Annotated in this window: 17 protein-coding genes; 6 read left to right on the top strand and 11 right to left on the bottom strand. The window is 69.6% G+C overall.

All coding sequences use genetic code 11. The features are described 5' to 3' along the window. Positions 1-22 precede the first annotated feature (22 nt). A complete protein-coding gene (locus tag RN607_RS05710; RefSeq protein WP_313544957.1) occupies positions 23-907 on the bottom strand; it encodes an aldo/keto reductase in 885 nt (294 codons plus the stop codon). Between the two features lie 173 nt (positions 908-1,080). Between RN607_RS05710 and RN607_RS05715 the strand changes: the two genes are divergently transcribed. Next, positions 1,081-1,575 (top strand): hypothetical protein, encoded by a 495-nt coding sequence (locus tag RN607_RS05715; protein WP_313544959.1) that lies wholly within the window; start codon positions 1,081-1,083, stop codon positions 1,573-1,575. An 84-nt stretch (positions 1,576-1,659) separates the two neighbouring features. Next, positions 1,660-2,544, top strand: a complete 885-nt coding sequence (locus RN607_RS05720) for a helix-turn-helix transcriptional regulator (protein WP_313544960.1) — start codon at positions 1,660-1,662, stop codon at positions 2,542-2,544. Positions 2,545-2,629: 85 nt separating this feature from the next. Here the strand turns inward: RN607_RS05720 and RN607_RS05725 are convergent, their stop codons facing one another. Next, complete coding sequence (locus RN607_RS05725) at positions 2,630-3,679, bottom strand: alcohol dehydrogenase catalytic domain-containing protein (RefSeq protein WP_313544961.1); 1,050 nt, start codon at positions 3,677-3,679, stop codon at positions 2,630-2,632. A gap of 45 nt (positions 3,680-3,724) precedes the next feature. Then, the gene (locus RN607_RS05730; protein WP_313544963.1) at positions 3,725-4,426 is read right to left on the bottom strand and encodes a GTP pyrophosphokinase; all 702 of its coding nucleotides are present in this window, start codon (positions 4,424-4,426) and stop codon (positions 3,725-3,727) included. A 185-nt stretch (positions 4,427-4,611) separates the two neighbouring features. Between RN607_RS05730 and RN607_RS05735 the strand changes: the two genes are divergently transcribed. Then, positions 4,612-5,412 carry an LLM class F420-dependent oxidoreductase gene (locus RN607_RS05735; RefSeq protein WP_313500797.1) on the top strand — a complete coding sequence of 267 codons (801 nt, stop codon included), beginning with the start codon at positions 4,612-4,614 and terminating at the stop codon, positions 5,410-5,412. Positions 5,413-5,504: 92 nt separating this feature from the next. Here RN607_RS05735 and RN607_RS05740 read toward each other — a convergent pair whose 3' ends face one another. Continuing rightward, positions 5,505-5,981 (bottom strand): CoA-binding protein, encoded by a 477-nt coding sequence (locus RN607_RS05740; RefSeq protein WP_313544965.1) that lies wholly within the window; start codon positions 5,979-5,981, stop codon positions 5,505-5,507. Between the two features lie 374 nt (positions 5,982-6,355). Here RN607_RS05740 and RN607_RS05745 point away from each other — a divergent pair, with 374 nt between their 5' ends. Continuing rightward, a complete protein-coding gene (locus RN607_RS05745; protein ID WP_313544967.1) occupies positions 6,356-7,486 on the top strand; it encodes an LCP family protein in 1,131 nt (376 codons plus the stop codon). 129 nt (positions 7,487-7,615) lie between these two features. Here the strand turns inward: RN607_RS05745 and RN607_RS05750 are convergent, their stop codons facing one another. The 3 genes from RN607_RS05750 to RN607_RS05760 all read right to left on the bottom strand — a co-directional run bounded on the left by RN607_RS05750 (position 7,616) and on the right by RN607_RS05760 (position 10,817). Next, positions 7,616-9,145, bottom strand: coding sequence for an FAD-dependent oxidoreductase (locus tag RN607_RS05750; RefSeq protein ID WP_313544969.1), 1,530 nt, complete (start codon positions 9,143-9,145; stop codon positions 7,616-7,618). Between the two features lie 105 nt (positions 9,146-9,250). Then, on the bottom strand, positions 9,251-10,168 hold the full coding sequence (locus RN607_RS05755; protein WP_313544971.1) for an oxygenase MpaB family protein: 918 nt from the start codon (positions 10,166-10,168) through the stop codon (positions 9,251-9,253). Positions 10,169-10,226: 58 nt separating this feature from the next. After that, positions 10,227-10,817: a GNAT family N-acetyltransferase gene (locus tag RN607_RS05760; RefSeq protein WP_313500810.1), complete on the bottom strand. Its 591-nt coding sequence runs from the start codon at positions 10,815-10,817 to the stop codon at positions 10,227-10,229. 200 nt (positions 10,818-11,017) lie between these two features. Here RN607_RS05760 and RN607_RS05765 point away from each other — a divergent pair, with 200 nt between their 5' ends. Then, the gene (locus tag RN607_RS05765) at positions 11,018-11,647 is read left to right on the top strand and encodes a PadR family transcriptional regulator (protein WP_313544974.1); all 630 of its coding nucleotides are present in this window, start codon (positions 11,018-11,020) and stop codon (positions 11,645-11,647) included. Positions 11,648-11,866: 219 nt separating this feature from the next. Here RN607_RS05765 and RN607_RS05770 read toward each other — a convergent pair whose 3' ends face one another. The 3 genes from RN607_RS05770 to map all read right to left on the bottom strand — a co-directional run bounded on the left by RN607_RS05770 (position 11,867) and on the right by map (position 15,552). Then, on the bottom strand, positions 11,867-13,678 hold the full coding sequence (locus RN607_RS05770) for an AMP-dependent synthetase/ligase (RefSeq protein WP_313544976.1): 1,812 nt from the start codon (positions 13,676-13,678) through the stop codon (positions 11,867-11,869). A 147-nt stretch (positions 13,679-13,825) separates the two neighbouring features. Continuing rightward, the gene (gene ppgK, locus RN607_RS05775) at positions 13,826-14,674 is read right to left on the bottom strand and encodes a polyphosphate--glucose phosphotransferase (protein ID WP_313544978.1); all 849 of its coding nucleotides are present in this window, start codon (positions 14,672-14,674) and stop codon (positions 13,826-13,828) included. After that, positions 14,671-15,552, bottom strand: coding sequence for a type I methionyl aminopeptidase (map, locus tag RN607_RS05780; protein ID WP_313500820.1), 882 nt, complete (start codon positions 15,550-15,552; stop codon positions 14,671-14,673). Before map ends, ppgK begins: the two co-directional genes overlap by 4 nt. 31 nt (positions 15,553-15,583) lie before the next feature. Between map and RN607_RS05785 the strand changes: the two genes are divergently transcribed. Next, positions 15,584-15,787: an SPOR domain-containing protein gene (locus RN607_RS05785; RefSeq protein WP_313544980.1), complete on the top strand. Its 204-nt coding sequence runs from the start codon at positions 15,584-15,586 to the stop codon at positions 15,785-15,787. Between the two features lie 10 nt (positions 15,788-15,797). Here the strand turns inward: RN607_RS05785 and RN607_RS05790 are convergent, their stop codons facing one another. Next, positions 15,798-16,652, bottom strand: a complete 855-nt coding sequence (locus tag RN607_RS05790; RefSeq protein ID WP_313544982.1) for an NAD-dependent epimerase/dehydratase family protein — start codon at positions 16,650-16,652, stop codon at positions 15,798-15,800. Positions 16,653-16,663 lie beyond the last annotated feature (11 nt).

The following is a 16,663-nucleotide window of genomic DNA, read 5'->3' on the forward strand; positions in this document are numbered from 1 at the left end:
CCCGCGTGACGAGGCCCGGTGCTCAGGCCTCGGGGATGACTCGGTCGAACATGGACTCGCGGGCCACGTCCGGGTCGGGACCGCTGCGCACGCCTGTGTCGAGCGCATCGATCGCTGCGACCTCGTCGGCGTCGAGCGAGAAGTCGAACACGTCGAAGTTCTCGGCGATGCGGGACGGCGTCACCGACTTGGGGATGGCCGAGCGGCCCTCCTGCAGGTGCCAGCGCAGCATCACCTGCGCAGGCGACCTGCCATGCGACGCGGCGATCGCGGCGATGGTCGGGTCGTTGAGCGTCGACTGCTTCCCGTCAGTGAAACCCGGGTAGAACGTGATGCCGCCGATCGGTGACCACGCCTGGCTCAGGATTCCGTGCTCGGCATCCATTGCGAGCAGCTCCTTCTGCTGGAAGTACGGGTGCACCTCGATCTGGTTCACGGCGGGCACCACGTCGGTCGCGTCGAGCAGGCGGGTCAGGTGGTCGGGCATGAAGTTGCTCACGCCGATCGCCCGCACCTTGCCGTCGGCGTACAGGGTCTCGAGCGCCTTGTACGCCGCGACGGTGCGATCCCACCGTGACGGTGCTGGCTGATGCAGGATCAGCAAGTCGAGCTGCTCGACTCCCAGCTTCGCCGACGCCTTGTCGAACGCGTGGAGCGCCTGGTCGTAGCCGTAGTCGCTGACCCACACCTTGGTCTCGATGAAGACGTCCTCGCGCGGCACGTCCGAGGTGGCGAGCGCGGCGCCCACGCCCGCCTCGTTGAAGTAGGCGGCTGCGGTGTCGATATGCCGGTAGCCGACGCGAAGCGCCTCGGCCACCGCGGTGGCGGTCTCGTCGGCGGGGGTCTGGAAGACGCCGTAGCCCAGGGCGGGCATCACGACGCCGTTGTTCAGGGTGAGGGTGATCATGACCTCACCGTAGGCACCTCGGCGCGATCCAGGGGAGGCACTGCCGATACCCCGAACGCCAGTTCCTGTGGCGCGCAGGCTGAACTGGGACCTTTTGGACGAACGTCCTAAACGGCTCGCCGTAACGTAGCCGGGTCCGTCCCCGCCGGGGACCTATCGAGAAGGAAACGACCATGCGAACCACCACGACCGCGACCACCATTGCACTGATGGCATCTGCCAGCCTGATGCTCGCGGCCTGCAGCTCCGACACCACTGCCGGCGACGGCACCGGCGACTCTGCCAGCACCGCAGCGGATGCAGTGACCGGCGGCGCGGCGACCTCCGGCGCGGCGACCACGTCGAGCGCGGTCAACGTGTCGGAGCTGCTCGACAGCGTGCGTGTCGCATCCGGGTGCGACTCATGGATCGGCGGCAAGGTCGCGGGCGAAGGCATCGTGGCCGGCTGGGAGTACACGTGCGACGCCGACGACGACGGCGAATGGAACGACCTGCTGGCGATCTACTCCTCGAACGCGAATCGCGACATGGACGTCGCGAACTACGAGGCCGCCTACCCCGACGCTGCAGTGCTCACAGGCGACGGCTTCGTGTTCCTCACGACAGACCAGGCGCAGGTGGACGCCGTCGGCGCCCTGGGAGCGGTCGTGCGGGAGCTCGGCGCCTGACCTGAGCAGGGCGGGCGGTCGGCCGGTGCCGGGAGGTACCGTCCCGCCCTCCCTGACGGTGGCGCTTCGCCCTACCGTGTGAGCATGAACCGATCCGAGGTCACCGAGTTCCTTCGCACGCGCCGTGCGCGCATCAGCCCCCAGGACGCGGGGCTGCCTGCCTTCGGCGGCAACCGGCGGGTGCCCGGCCTGCGCCGCGAGGAGGTCGCGATGCTCGCTGGCGTCTCCGTGGACTACTACGTGCGGCTGGAACGCGGCAACCTCGCAGGCGCCTCCGACTCGGTGCTCGATGCGCTCGCGAACGCGTTGAGGCTCGATGATGCGGAACGTGCCCACCTGTTCGATCTCGCGCGCGCCGCCGGCCCCGGCTCGTCGCGAGCGTCGGCCCGTCCGCCTGCGGGGGTGGTGCGTCCGCAGATCCAGGCGATCCTCGACTCGATCTCGGCACCTGCGTGGGTGCGCAACGGTCGCCTGGACCACCTGGCTCACAACCGTGCTTCACAAGCGTTGTACGCCCCGCTGCTCGACAGCCCCGAGCGCCCCACCAACACTGCGAGGTATGTCTTCCTCGACGAATCCTCGCGCGACTTCTTCGTCGACTGGCATCAGGCGGCAGCCGACGTGACGGCGCTGCTGAGGATGGAGGCCGGCAAGCGGCCCCGGGACAAGGCGCTGACGCAGCTCGTGGGCGAGCTGTCCACCCGGTCGGACGAGTTCCGTGCCCTGTGGGCCCGGCACGACGTGAAGTTCCATCGTTCCGGAGCGAAGCGGCTGCGGCACCCCGCGGTGGGTGTGATGGAGCTCGAGTTCGAGGGGATGGAGCTGCCGTCCGACCCTGATCTCACGCTGCTCGTGTACGCGGTCACGGCGGGCACGCCGGTAGCGGACCAGCTGGAGCTGCTTCAGCATTGGGCCGATGAGCGGGAGGCCGCGGGCCTGCTGTCCGATGTGAGCGCGACGCGTCGCTGACGGTGCGATGCGTCGCTGGCGACGCGACGGGTCGCCTTGCGTGAGACCGGTTGCGTCGAGCAGTGGCACCGCGCGCGGGCGGACGTCAGAACTCGATCATCACCTTCAGCGCCTCGCGCGCGTCCATCGCAGCGTAGCCGGCAGGTGTGTCCTCGATCCCGATGGTGCGGTCGAACACCTTCCCAGGATCGATCTCGCCGTTCAGCACGTCCTGGATGGCGTCCTCCAGATAGGCGCGGACAGGCGCGACGCCGCCGGTGAGCGTGAGGTTCCGGCGGAACAGCGAGGTTCCACCCACCGGCGCATCCGAGTACTGAGGCACGCCGACGCGTGAGATGGTGCCGCCCGTCCGTGCGATCGAGTACGACTGCACGTAGGCGGGCATCAGGCCGACCGCCTCGAGCACCACCTGGGCGCCAAGGCCGCCGGTGAGCTCCAGCACCCGTGCGACTCCCTCGTCGCCTCGTTCGGGGACGACGTCGGTGGCGCCCCAGGCGACGCCCAGATCGGTGCGCTCGGCATGGCGGCCCATCAGGATGATCTGCTCGGCGCCCATCCGTCTGGCGGCGAGGACGGCGGACAGCCCGACTGCGCCATCGCCCACGACGGCCACGGTAGAGCCCGCCGTCACCCCGCCCATGAAGGCCGCGTGATAGCCGGTGAGGTACACGTCGGACAACGTCAGGAGCGACTTCAGCAGCGCGTCGTCAGCCGTCGCGGGGTCCACGCCCGGCACCGCGACGAGCGTGCCGGCCGCTTGCGGGATGCGTGCGAGCTCCGCCTGCAGGCCACCCACGCCGTTCGAGCCGTAGAAGCCGCCGTGATGGCACGCGGCCTGGAATCCGTCCCGGCAAGCGGGGCACGTGTTGTCGGAGTAGGCGAACGGGACCACCACGAGGTCGCCGACCGACAGCGCCGTCACCTCCGCGCCCAGCTCCTCGACCACCCCGATCAGCTCGTGGCCCATCGGCCGTCCTGGATCCGACGCGGGAAGCGAGTGATAGGGGTGCAGGTCGGACCCGCAGATGCAGGCGCGCACGGACCGGACGATCGCATCCGTCGGGCTCACGATCCGCGGGTCCGGCACGGTCTCCACACGCACGTCCCCGGCCTGATGCATCACTGCTGCGCGCACGCGTCGCCCTCTCTCTCGCGACGGCCTCCGCCGTCACCCTGCACGCTACCTCTGCTCCGCGTGCGCGGTGTCCGCGCGCACCTGCCGGTGCAGCCGCTCCATGCGGGCGTCCATCTCCGCCGCGGTGTCGGCAGCCTCGCGGAGCTCATCGATCAGCGCCGGCGGCACCGCCCTGCGGTACTTGTAGTAGATCTTGTGCTCCAGGCTCGCCCAGAAGTCCATCGCCACCGTCCTGAACTGCACCTCCACCGGAACCGGCACCGCGCCGGAGGACAGGAACACAGGCACCGTGACGATCGCGTGGAGGCTCTGATAGCCGTTCGCCTTGGGACTCGCGATGTAGTCCTTGACCGTCTGCACCGTGACGTCGTCCTGGCGCGTGAGCAGGTCGAACAGGCGGTAGACGTCCGACACGAAGGCGCACGTCACGCGGATCCCAGCGATGTCCGTGATGTGCTCGCGAACCGCGTCCAGATCGTGCGACACGCCCTTGCGCGCGATCTTCTCCAGCAGGCTCTCGGGGGACTTCACCCGACTGGAGACATGCTCGATCGGGTTGTAGTCGTGCAGCTCCAGGAACTCGTCGCGCAGGATGGACAGCTTCGTGTCGATCTCCCTGAGCCCGAACTCGTACTGCAGCAGGAAGCGCTGGATCTCGCGCCTCCACGCGCGCACCTGGTCGGGCGTCGCAGCTCCGACCGAGCCCGTCTGGACCAGCGCGAGCGCATCAGGGATCTCCTGGGTCATGGTGTCCTTCGTCGGAGGGCCGGGGGCGTCATGGTGAAGGACGTGCGGCGGCACTGCGGCGTTCCCGTGCGGCGCCGCCCACCGGGTGGGGAGGTCGGGGCTACAGTGGCCGACGGGGCGGATCCGCGTCGGGCACGGTGCGGGCGCACGTCCCCGTGTCACAGTCCCGCTCCCCGAGGAGAGTCATGCCAGCCGACCGTCCCATCCGTATCGCCGTCCAGATCCAGCCTCAGCACGCGCCGTACGAGAAGATCCGCGACGTGGCCGCCGAGCTCGAGGACGCGGGCGTGGACGTCCTCTTCAATTGGGACCACTTCTACCCCCTGTACGGGGAGAAGGACGGGCTCCACTTCGAGTCGTGGACCATGCTCGCCGCGCTTGCCGAGCAGACCACGCGGGTCGAGATCGGCGCACTGGTCAACTGCAACAGCTACCGGGGCGCGGACCTGCAGGCGGACATGGCCCGCACGATCGACCACATCAGCGCCAAGGGTGGCACGGGCCGGTTCATCTTCGGCACAGGCTCGGGCTGGTTCGAGCGTGACTACGACGAGTACGGCTACGAGTTCGGCACCGTCGGGTCACGGCTCGACGACCTCGGCGAGGCGCTGCCGCGCATCGAGGAGCGCTGGGCCAGGCTGAACCCGGCCCCCACGCGGAAGATCCCTGTCCTCATCGGCGGCGGGGGCGAGAAGAAGACCCTCCGGCTCGTCGCGAAGCACGCTGACATCTGGCACAGCTTCTCCGACGCGCAGACGCTCGAGCGCAAGCTCGGCATCCTCGCCAAGCATGCCGAGGACGTGGGCCGCGACGTCTCCGAGGTGGAGATCTCCACCGAGATCGGCAAGCGCACCCTCGCGGAGGTCGAGGAGCAGGTGGCTTTGGGTGCCACGCTCTTCACGATCGGCATGACCGGCCCGGAGTACGACATGTCGGGCGTCGCGGAGTGGCTGTCGTGGAGGGACGGGAAGAACGCGGGTCGCTGAGCCGCCGCACCGATCCGCGCGCGGGCGCGCGGGAAGCGAGCCCAGGGAAGACGCGCCGACGCGGAGTGCGAGCACTGCGCGGACTGCGCGGGTCAGACCTCGCGCGGCACCTTGCCTGTGAGCTTCATGACGCTGCACATGAACCTGTGGCCCCCGTCGGAGGCATCCCCGAACATGAGCGGGCAGCCGCCGGCGATGACCGTCATGCCCTTCGCGCGGCCCCAGGCCGCAGCCGGTTCGTCGACGCTTCCTGCGCCGAACGATCGATGCATCCATATGTCGGTGATGCCGAGCGCCGCAGCCTCCTCGACCGTGGCCATGGCGTGCTGTGGGCTCGTGCCGATCACCACGGCCTCCACGCCCCCAGGCACCGCGGCCAGGGACGGGTAGGCGGGGTCGCCCTCGACGGATTCGGCGTTCGGGTTGATCGCGAACGGCTGGAAGCCGCGCTCCCGGAGTCGCACGTACACGGCGTTCGACCCGTGACCTTCGGGGTTGCGGGAGACGCCGGTGACGGCGATCCGTCGGTGGGACAGGAACTGCTGGGCGGCGTCGGCGATGCTGGTCATCGCAAGCTCCTCGGTGCGGGGGGAGGGGACCCGCCCACCATCGTCACGCCGCGCACGTCGTCGCGCAACGGGGAACGGTGTTCTGGGGGCATCCCGGGAAGCCTCACCGGGCGAACCTCCACGGGAACCGAGTGCCACGGCGGTAGCCTCGGCCCGTGAGCAATGCTGGGGGAGACGACCGCCGAGACCGCACCGCAGGCGCGCCCGGGCCCCGTCGCCCCGCGCCGCCATCGATCCAGCCCAAGGGCGGCACCGCGCGCCCGGGCGATCCCTTCCAGCCGACGCGACGTTCGACCCGCCCCGCGCCGCAGCAGCCGGCGCCGTCTGCCTCGTCGCCCTCGCGGTCACGGGCCCAGGGTGCACCGCCGCCTTCGGTGACGCCGGGCTCCGGCCGGCGCCCCACGACGCCGAGCACCCCGCACCGTCAGCGGCCCGATGTGGTGGCGCCTGCCGCGGCGGGCGACACGCGTGCGCCGGCTCAGGCGCCTCGCCGATCCGCGTCCGCAGCGCCCGTGCCGCCGCGCAGCACCGCCGCCGGGGAGTCGCGGCCGGTCGCCACGACCGCCCGACCGCGTCGCAAGCGCCACCTGCTCCGCAACTCGGTGATCGCGCTGCTGCTGATCGTCGTGCTCGTCGTCGGCGGGACATGGCGGTGGGTCGAGTCGAGGCTCATCCACGTGGACGCGCTGAGCGGAGCGGCAGACACCCCTGGCGAGACCTACCTCATCGTGGGCTCCGACTCGCGCGACGGATGGCTCGACGACGGCACCGAGGGCGCGCGCACGGACACGATCATGCTGCTCCACAAGCCGGTGAACGGCCAGGTCGCGCTGCTCAGCATCCCCCGGGACTCCTGGGTGGACATCCCCGGGAACGGTTCGGGAAAGATCAACGCGTCGTTCGCCTGGGGTGGCGCGCCGCTGCTGGTCCAGACCGTCGAGCAGCTCACGGGCCTCACGATCGACCACTACGTCGAGGTCGGCTTCACGGGCGTCGTCGACATCGTCGACGCCGTCGGCGGCGTGGAGCTCTGCTACGACTCCGACGTGAACGATGAGAAGAGCGAGCTGAACTGGACCGCGGGATGCCACGTTGCCGACGGTGCGACCGCGCTCGCGTTCTCCCGCATGCGGTACAGCGACCCGCTGGGCGACATCGGGCGCACCCAGCGCCAGCAGCAGGTGATGTCAGCGGTCGCGTCGGCGATCCTCAGTCCGTCGATCCTGCTCAACCCGTTCGCCGCGCATCGCGTAGCGGACGTGGGCCTGAATGCGTTCCGCGTCGACGACGACACTCATGCCCTGGATCTCGCGCAGGCCGCGCTCACCTTCCACAGCGCGATCGGAGGGGATGCCGTCACCGGCACTCCGCCGATCTCCACGATCGACTACCGCGTGGACGGTCAGTCGGCCGTGCTCCTGGACGCTGATCAGGCGCCGGAGTTCTGGCAGCAGATCATGAACGGCGAGATCGCCGCCGGCACGCAGGTCGGCGGGCTTCCCTGATGAACCGGGCTCTCGGCGTGCGATTCGGATGAACGCGGCCGAGCAGTACACGTAGGCGAGTCCACGCCGGTCGACGGAGCAGTTCCCTCCGTCTTGATCGTCCATGCGCCGGCCTCCGACGCATATCCGTCACACCTCGATCGTGCCTGGATGCAGGCGCTCCGCCCAGCTGGAGGAGGCGTGCCTCTGGATCGGGGGCTGATCCGCAGGGCGCGGCCCGAGCGAGATCAGCTCACGCTCGTCGTACGCGTCGAAGTCCGCACGGACTGCGGCCTGGTGCTCGCGGAAGAGGTCGCGCGTGAGCCCCCAGACCAGTCGCTGGACGCCGGCAGGCAGGCCCGACAGCTGATGGCCCGTGATGCCCATCGTCACGCGCGCACCCTGAGCGAAATGGTAGAGCCGAGCCATCCACGGCGCCGCGTCGGCGTTCTTGGCGGTGAACTGGAACGAGCCCGTCAGGTAGGGGTATGCGGCAAGGCCCAGGTGCTCCTTGCCGGATGCCGGCGTGAACCGATCCGACCACAGCGCCACCTGGTCCACGAAGGGCGCGAGCTCGGGGCGCATCCGCAGGTCCACGGCTACTCCAGTGCCGGCGATCACGTAGTCGAAGCGGTGCTCGGTGCCGGCCACATCGACGACGACCTCGTCGCCGTCCATCCGCGTCGACAGCCACGGCGATCCGAGCGCGAACTTGTAGTTGTCGTGCTCGAAGCAGCGCCAGATGCTGGACTGCGTGGACGGCTGGTCGATCTCCAGGACCTTGCGCATGAAATCCCACTTGTGCGCGTCGTCCCAGTCGCAGAAGTGCTCCACGAAGGACGCGTACTCCATCCAGCGCAGCGGGTTCACGGCAGGCATCTGGGCACGGCGCATGAAGTGCTGGACGTCCGCGGCGCCGTGCTCGAGGGCGGTCCCCGCCACGTCGAATGCGCTCGCGCCACCACCCAGCACGCCGATCCGCATGCCCTTCATCGCATCGAAGTCGAGCATGTGGCTGGTGTGGCCCCATGCGGACTTCGGGAGATGGTGGAAGAGGTGCTGCGGCACCGAGACGCCTCCCGCGCCCTCAAGCCCGGTGGCGAAGATCACGCGCTGCGCGAGACGTGTGGTCTGTCCGTCCGGTCCGGAGAGCGTGACGATGAACGGGCCGTCGGGGTGGGCGGGCGGAGCGACGCTGGTGACGGCGGTCTCGTTGACGACGTCGATGCCCGTGACCTCCCGGTAGAACTGCAGGTACTCCTGCCAGTCGAGGCGCGGGATGAAGCGGATCGCGTCCCAGCGCTCCCGGCCGTACCGTGCGACGAACCACTCCCGCGGGGCGAGCGCGGGTACGTCGTTGTCCGGCCCCTTCAGCATCTTGGGCGTGCGCAGCGTGCGCATGCGGGCCTGCGTGCTCCATGGCCCCTCCAGGCCCACGGGAGCGCCGTCGACCACGAGCACCCTGCGGACGTCCTTGCGCGCCAAGGCGAAGGCCAAGGCCTGGCCCGCGTGGCCGCCGCCCACGATGAGGACGTCGAGCACGTCGGGCCCGGGGGACGGGACCCAGTCGCGGCCTCCGTAGTCGAGCAGGTCCAGCTCGTCGTGGATCCGCGACCGAAGCGCGTCGAGCCGCGCCTCGACATCGGTGGGCGACGGCTGCGCGGCGGGGACTGCGGTCATGAGGACTCCTGAGCTAGGCGACGGCCGATCGGAGGCGGTCGCAACCGATCGCGCTCCGGGGAGAAACCCTCATGTCCTGCGCATTACCCGGGGCGTGACGCGAGGCTAGCGTGACGATGTTTCATCCAGGTCACGCGCCGACGACTGATCGTCCACGGTGCTCGCGCGTCTGTCGGCGGAACCCATCAGCCATCGGATGCCGTGCGTCGCGAGCGCCCCGGCGGTGGGCCCGAAGCTGCGCGTGGTCCAGCGATCGAGGTCGAGCTCGGAGCGCGCCCACGCAGGAAGCAGTGCGACCGCGCCCGACGCGAGCAGAGCGTACGGAGGACGGGCGACCTGCGGCAGCGGCGGCTCGCGCAGCAGGAAACGGGCGGTGTCGAGCGCGGCCGCGGTGGCGTGGAGCTCTGGCCGGTATGCGTCGAGCGCGGTGGCCAGCTCCGCAGTCGTGGTGGGAACGTCGACGGCGCCGAGCCTGCGGGCCACCTCGCCCGACTGGGCGACGTACTCGTCGGCCTGCTCGGGAGTCAGCGGCCGCTCGCCGTAGCGCTGGTGAGCCGCGAGGAACGAGTCGGCCTCAGCGATATGGACCCAGGTGAGCAGGTGGGGGTCGCCTGCGTCGTACTCACGGCCATCCGGGGCGGTGCCGCGGACCTTCTCATGAGTGTCGCGGACCATCTGCACCATGCGTAGGGCGTCGGACTCTGCCCCGAAGGTCGTGAAGGCCAGGAAGGTAGATGTGCGTGCCAGGCGTCCCCACGGGTCGCCGCGATACCCGGAGTGGCCGGCCACCCCGGCCATCGCCAGCGGGTGCAACGACTGGAGGAGCAGCGCGCGGAGGCCCCCGACGAACGTGGTGACATCCGCGTGCACGCGCCGGATCGGGCTTCCTGGCGGGAACCACCGCGGGCCCGGGGTGTCGTGCACGCGCAGACGCGCGGCGTCACCATCGGGTCCCGCGATCTTGAGGAACACCTGGTGGCCGACGCGGGAGCGGAGCGCGTGCACGGGGTTACGGACTGTCATCTCACCCTGGGAACGAGCGCGCTGCGACGGTGATTCCTGGCGTACGCCGGGCCGGGCGTCATCCGTGCGACGCGATGCGTGCCTCAAGACCGCTGCGGACCGCGGGCCACTCGTGCTGGATGATCGAGAAGACGACCGTGTCGCGCAGGGTGCCGTCGCGCCACACCTGGTGGTTGCGCAGCACGCCGTCCTGCTTGGCTCCCAGGCGCGCGATCGCCGCGCGCGACTGGTGGTTGTGCCAGTGGGTGCGCAGCTCGACCGCGATGCAACCGAGCTCGTCGAACGCCCGCGTGAGCAGCAGCAGCTTGGCCGCCGGATTGATGCCCGTGCCGTGCGCCTCAGGGCCCATCCATGTGGAGCCGATCTCAAGGCGCCGGTTGGGCTGGTCGAGGTTCATGAACGTCGTCATGCCCACGGCGCGTCCTGTCGTGACCGGCACGATCGCCCACGGCGCCATCGTGCCCTCGAACTGCAACGAGAGCCGCCGCTCGATCTCCTTCGCCATCTGCTCGGGGGTGGGGACGGTCGTGTACCAGGCGGTGGCAGGCAGGGACCCGGTGGCGGCGCACAGATCGTCGTGGTGCTCTTGCGACAGGGGCTCGAGCCTGACCAGGGAGTTCTCGAGCACCGGGGTATCGGCGAAGGTCATGCTTCGAGCGTACGGCCACGGGCGGACGGCGGCTGCGCGAGGCCGCCGTCCTGCGCCGCGTGGCGTACGCGGCCGGTGCTGCGCGCGGGTGCTGCGCGCGTCCGGGTCGTGTGCGCTCCAGGGTCGCGATTCGGAACGGGGTTGACGCGACGTGTATCGCGATATATCGTGCACACGTCGCGATATGAAAGGAGTCCATGATGAGAGATCACGACCACGTGCATGACGAACTGTTCGACGGCCCGGACCGCGGCCCCGGTGGCAAGGGCGGCCACGGCGGCCGCAGGCGCCGCCACGGTGGTTTCGGTGGCAAGGGCGACGGCGTGGGGCCCATGGGCCCCGGGTCGATGCACGGCCACGGTCGAGGCGGACGACGAGGCCCGGGAGGAGGCCGCCCCCGCGGCGACGTCCGAGCGGCGATCCTCGTGCTGCTCGCCGAGCAGCCGCGCCACGGCTACGACCTGATCCGTGAGATCCAGGAGCGCAGCGGAGGAGCCTGGACCCCCAGCCCGGGGTCCATCTACCCGACGCTCCAGTCGCTCGAGGACGAGGGTCTCGTGTCGATCGACACCGTCGACGGTCGCAGGTCCGCGTCGCTCACCGACGGCGGCCGCGACTGGGTTGCGGGGCATGCCGCCGAGCACGAGGGGATCTTCGAGGCGTCGGCTGCCGCCGAGTCGCTCGGCGCACTCCGCGCCGAGCTCGGCGCGCTCAAGGAGGCGGCGGTGCACGTGGCGCGGGTCCCCGGCGGGGACCTGGCGCCTCAGGCGATCGAGATCCTGGCCGAGGCGCGCAAGCGTCTCTACAGGCTGCTCGCCGAGCAGGACTGACGGCGCCGAGCCCCGAGGGCACGCCGAGAGGCGCCCCGCAGGCACGCCGAGAGGCGCCCCGCAGGAATGACGAGGGCCGCCGTCCTGGAGGTGATCTCCGGGACGGCGGCCCTCGTCGTGCGCCTGGAAGCGGTGGGGCGCGATGCTCGTGGGGACGACGCGGCTGCGGCAATCGAGGATCTTGCGGACACGAGGGGCCGGCTCCGAAGCGCCCGAGCGTCAGCGCATCTCGCCGTAGATGCTCGCGATAACGTCGGCGAAGTGCTCCTCGACCTGCTGGCGACGCACCTTCATCGAGGCGGACAGCTCCTCACGCTTCTCCGACAGCTCGCGCGGCAGGAACCGCCACTCACGGATCGCCTCCGCGCGGGACACCAGCGCGTTCGCCTGGTCGATGATGCCCTGGACGTGATCCTTCACGAAGGGGTGCGAGGCCGCCTCGGTCACCGACATCGTCGGCAGCCCCTTCGTCTTGAGCCAGGACGGGAGCATCGTCTCGTCGATCGACAGTAGCGCGCCGATGAACGGCCTGCCGTCACCTACGACGACCACCTCCTGCACCAGCGGGTACGGGCGGATCGCGTCCTCCAGGCAGGCCGGCTGGACGTTCTTCCCGCTCGCCGTCACCAAGATCTCCTTCTTCCGACCCGTGATGGTGAGGTAGCCGTCCTCGTCGAGCGACCCGAGATCGCCGGTGTGGAACCACCCGTCCCTGATCGCCTCGGCCGTCGCGTCGGGGTTGCGGTAGTAGCCCACGAACATGTTGGATCCCTGGGCGAGCACCTCTCCGTCGTCTGCGATCCTGATGGCTCCGCCCGGATACGGGCGGCCCACCGAACCCACCTTCACGTGCGACGGCGGATTGCAGGTCATCGGCCCGGCCAGCTCGGTCGAGCCGTACCCCTCCATCACGTGGATCGCAAGGCCGCCGTAGAAGTGCGAGATCCTCTCCGACAGCTTGGCGCCGCCGCAGACGATGTACCTGAGGTTGCCGCCGAGCGCGTGCTGGACCTTGTTCAGCACCAGGCGCTTCGCGAGCCACGCGCGTGCGTGCAGGCCCAACGTTCGACGGCCGGTCTGGCGTGTCCGGTCGATGTCGCGTGACACCTCTGCCGCCCACCGGAACAGGCGCTGCCTGAGCGGCCCGCCCGCGCGTGCGTCGACCACGTTGTAGAAGGTCTCGAGCACCCGAGGGACGGCCATGATCCATGTGGGCCTGAACGTGCCGAGATCCTCCGCAAGCGTCTTCGGGTTCGGGGAGAGGCCCAGCACTGCGCCGCAGGCCAGCGCCAGGAACTCCACGTGCCGTGCGAGCACGTGAGCGAGCGGCAGGAACAGCAGAAGTCGAGCGTCACCGTCGGCCAACGTGCCGAAGTCCTTGTCCGCGGCGCCGTTGATGGGCCACTGGACGAACGCACGGTGGGGGAGCGCGACGCCCTTGGGTCTGCCCGTGGTGCCCGAGGTGTAGACGATCGTCGCGATGTCCTCGGCCGTGATCCCCTCCGCGCGGGCGGCGAGTTCGTCGTCCGAGATGTGAGCCCCGGCAGCCTTGAGCGTCGCGAGAGCGGGCGCCGTCGCATCGTCGATCACCAGCACGCGAGGCGCGTCGTCGATGGCTCGCGCGACCGTCGCATGCGTGTCGTTCTCGACGACGATCAGCGACAGCTCTGCATCGTTCGCGATGCCCTCGACCTGGTACTGCGAGGAGGTGGGGTAGATCGGCACCGTGATGGCGCCCGCGGCCTGGATCGCGAAGTCCATCACCACCCACTCGTAGCGGGTGTTGCATTGCAGACCCACGGTGTCGCCCTTGCCGACTCCCATCACCATCAGGCCCTTGGCAGTCTGCTCCGCCTCCGCGAGGAAGGCGGCGAGCGTGGTCGGCACCCAGGTCCCCGACCGGTCCTTGTGCTCGCAGTAGACGTGCTGCGGAGACTCCGCCGCACGCTGCCGCAGGAGCGCGATGAATGTGAGGTCGGGGGGTGTCTGCACGGCCAGGGGGATGGTCGTCATGCGCGAGGACTCGGTCATGCCCACGAGTCTAGGTCGATACCTACGCATGCGTAGGTTACGGAGGCGTAGCGGCCGCGACTCTGCGGGAACCTTGCGCTCCCACGTCGGGATTCAGGGCCCTTCGTCCCAGGAACGAGGCCGGTCCCACGCGGTCTCGAGGTCCGCTCAGCGGGCGCCGGAGGCCTTCTCCGCGCGCTTCGCGGACTTCTTCGCCTCCTTGTCGGCGCGCTTCGCGTGCTCCTTCGCGCGAGCCTTCTCCTTGGAGTCCTCGGCGCATGCCGCAGCGGCCGCGCCCACGATGCCGGCACCGTTCAGCAGCTCGGCCGGCACGATCGGCGCACGCAGCGTGAGACGGGGGAGGAACATGTGGCTCGACTTCGACACGCCGCCGCCGACGATGATCAGATCCGGCCAGAACAGCCGTTCGATCTCGGAGAAGTAGCGCTGCAGGTGTGGGATCCACGTGTCCCAGTCCAGGTCGTGGCGCGCACGGGCGGACTCGGCCGCATAGTCCTCCGCGTCGTGACCGTCGATGGTGAGGTGGCCCAGCTCGAGATTCGGCACCAGCGTGCCGTCGACGATCATCGCTGTGCCCACACCGGTCCCCAGCGTCGCGAGGAAGACGCTCCCGTCCTGCCCGTGCGCGGCGCCGAAGCGGTACTCGCCGTAGCCTGCGGCGTCGGCGTCGTTGAGCACGTGCACGTCATGGCCCGCGTAGTCGCGGATCAGCTCGCGAAGGTTCGTGCCCACCCAGGCGTCGTCCACGTTCGCCGCAGTCTTCACCACGCCGTGCTGGATCACGCCGGGGAACGCCACCCCGATCGGCGTCTTCCGTGACGGCTCGAAGCGCTGGATGCACTTGGCAACCGTCTTGCCGATCGCCTCGGGCGTCGCGGGCTGCGGTGTCGGGATGCGGTAGCGGTCCTCGGTGAACTGCCCGGTCCTCATGTCGACGGGCGCGGCTTTGATCCCCGACCCGCCGATGTCCACTCCGATGGCGATGTGCTTGCTCATGGCTTGGTCAACACCTCCGGGCCGTCCTCGGTGACGAGGATGGTGTTCTCGAACTGGGCCACCCAGCTCCCGTCGTCGGTGACCACGGTCCAGCCGTCGTCCCACTCGTGATTCGCCTCGGAGCCGTCCACCAGCATCGGCTCCACGGTGAAGACCATGCCGGGCACGATCACGTCGTCATGATGCGGCGCCGCGTCGTAGTGGGGGATCACCAGTCCCGTATGGAACGACGGACCCACGCCGTGACCGGTGTAGCTGCGCACCGACTCGTAGCCGAACCGCGCCGCGTACTTCTCGATCACCCGGCCGATCACGTTGACCTCGCGGCCCGGCATCGCGGCCTTGATGCCACGCATCATCGCCTCATGCGCCACCTCGACGAGCTGCTTGGCGCGGTCCGAGCCCTCGCCCGCGATGAAGGAGCCGCAGTTGTCGCCGTGCACGCCGTTCTTGAAGGCGGTGATGTCCACCTTCACGATGTCGCCCTCGCGCACCACCGTCGAGTCCGGGATGCCGTGGCAGATCACCTCGTTCACCGACGTGCACAGCGCCTTGGGGAAAGGCGGCCGGCCCGCGGAACCCGGATACCCGAGCGTCGACGGATACGCGCCGTGATCGAGCACGAACTCATGCCCGATCCGGTCGAGCTCGTCCGTCGTCACGCCAGGGCGGACCGCCTTGCCCACCTCCGCCAGCGCCTGCGCAGCGATGCGACCGCTGATGCGGATCCTTTCGACCGTCTCGGCGTCGTAGACGTCTCCACCCGTCCAACGAGGAGCGCGCCTCTGCCCCACGTACGGCGGGCGTCCGATGCTGCGGGGCACGTCGCGCATGGGCGACACGACCCCCTTGACGATGCTCTCGCGGACCGGGTCCATACCTGGCAGTCTATTCACGGAGGCGAGAGACATGTCCACTGATGGCCGCGACAAGGTCGAGTACTTCTACAACGTGCGGACCCGGATGGTGGAGAAGGGCCGGCTGAGCAACTGGGACGACCTGATGGGCCCGTACGCGACGCGTGAGGAGGCGGAGCGGGCGTTCGAGATCGCCAAGGAGCGGAGCTCGTCGTGGGACGACGACGACGCTCGGTGGAGCGGCGACAAGGGCTGACCCGGGCCGCCTACCGAACGTAGCGGCGCCACGAGTGCTGCGGCTCGTAGCCCAGCACGGCGCGCGCCTTGTCGATCGACAGCAGCGTCTCATGCTCGCCCAGCTCCTTCGTCACGGTGACGTGCGGGAACTGGTCCGCCACCAGGTCGGCGCTCGAGCGCGACATCACGGTGTCCGCATTGGCGATCACGAACCGCTCGAAGCCTTGCCGCTCGTGCGCGAGCGCACGCGACACCGCCTGCGCTCCGTCGCGAGCGTCGATATAGCCCCACAGGTTCCAGCGTCGGAGCGTGACATCGTCGTCGAAGGCGGGAAATCCCTGGTACTCGTCCTCGTACATCACGTTCGAGAAGCGCAGCGCCGTGATCGCCAGATCCGGGTGCCAGCGGCACAGCTGGATCGCCATCTGCTCCTCGAGGTGCTTGACCAGCGAGTAGTTCGACTCGGGGCGCGCGTCGTAGTCCTCATCGACCGGGATGTACGGGGGATCCTGCGTGAACGGGAGACCGAGGACCGTCTCGGACGAGGCGTAGACGATCCTCCTCACGCCGGCGCGCAACGCGCCCTGGAACACGTGCGAGGTCGCCAGGATGTTGTTGTCGAACGTCGCCACATCGGACGCCTGGCCCGGCGCGGGGATCGCTGCCAGATGGACCACGGCGTCGACCCCGTCGTACCTGTCCTGGACACCGAACATCGCGTCGATCGTCTGGCCGTAGTCACGCAGGTCGACTCGCGTGTAGTCGAGTGCGGGGGGTGCCGGCACGGCGTCGAGCCCGTGCACCGTATGCCCTTCCGACGCGAGCACGTCGGCGACGACCCGCCCCAGCTTGCCCTTGCTGCCTGTCACGATGATGCTCGCCATCGAGCGCTCCT

The organism is Demequina capsici (assembly GCF_032102965.1).
In the GTDB taxonomy this organism is placed as follows: Bacteria; Actinomycetota; Actinomycetes; order Actinomycetales; family Demequinaceae; genus Demequina; species Demequina capsici.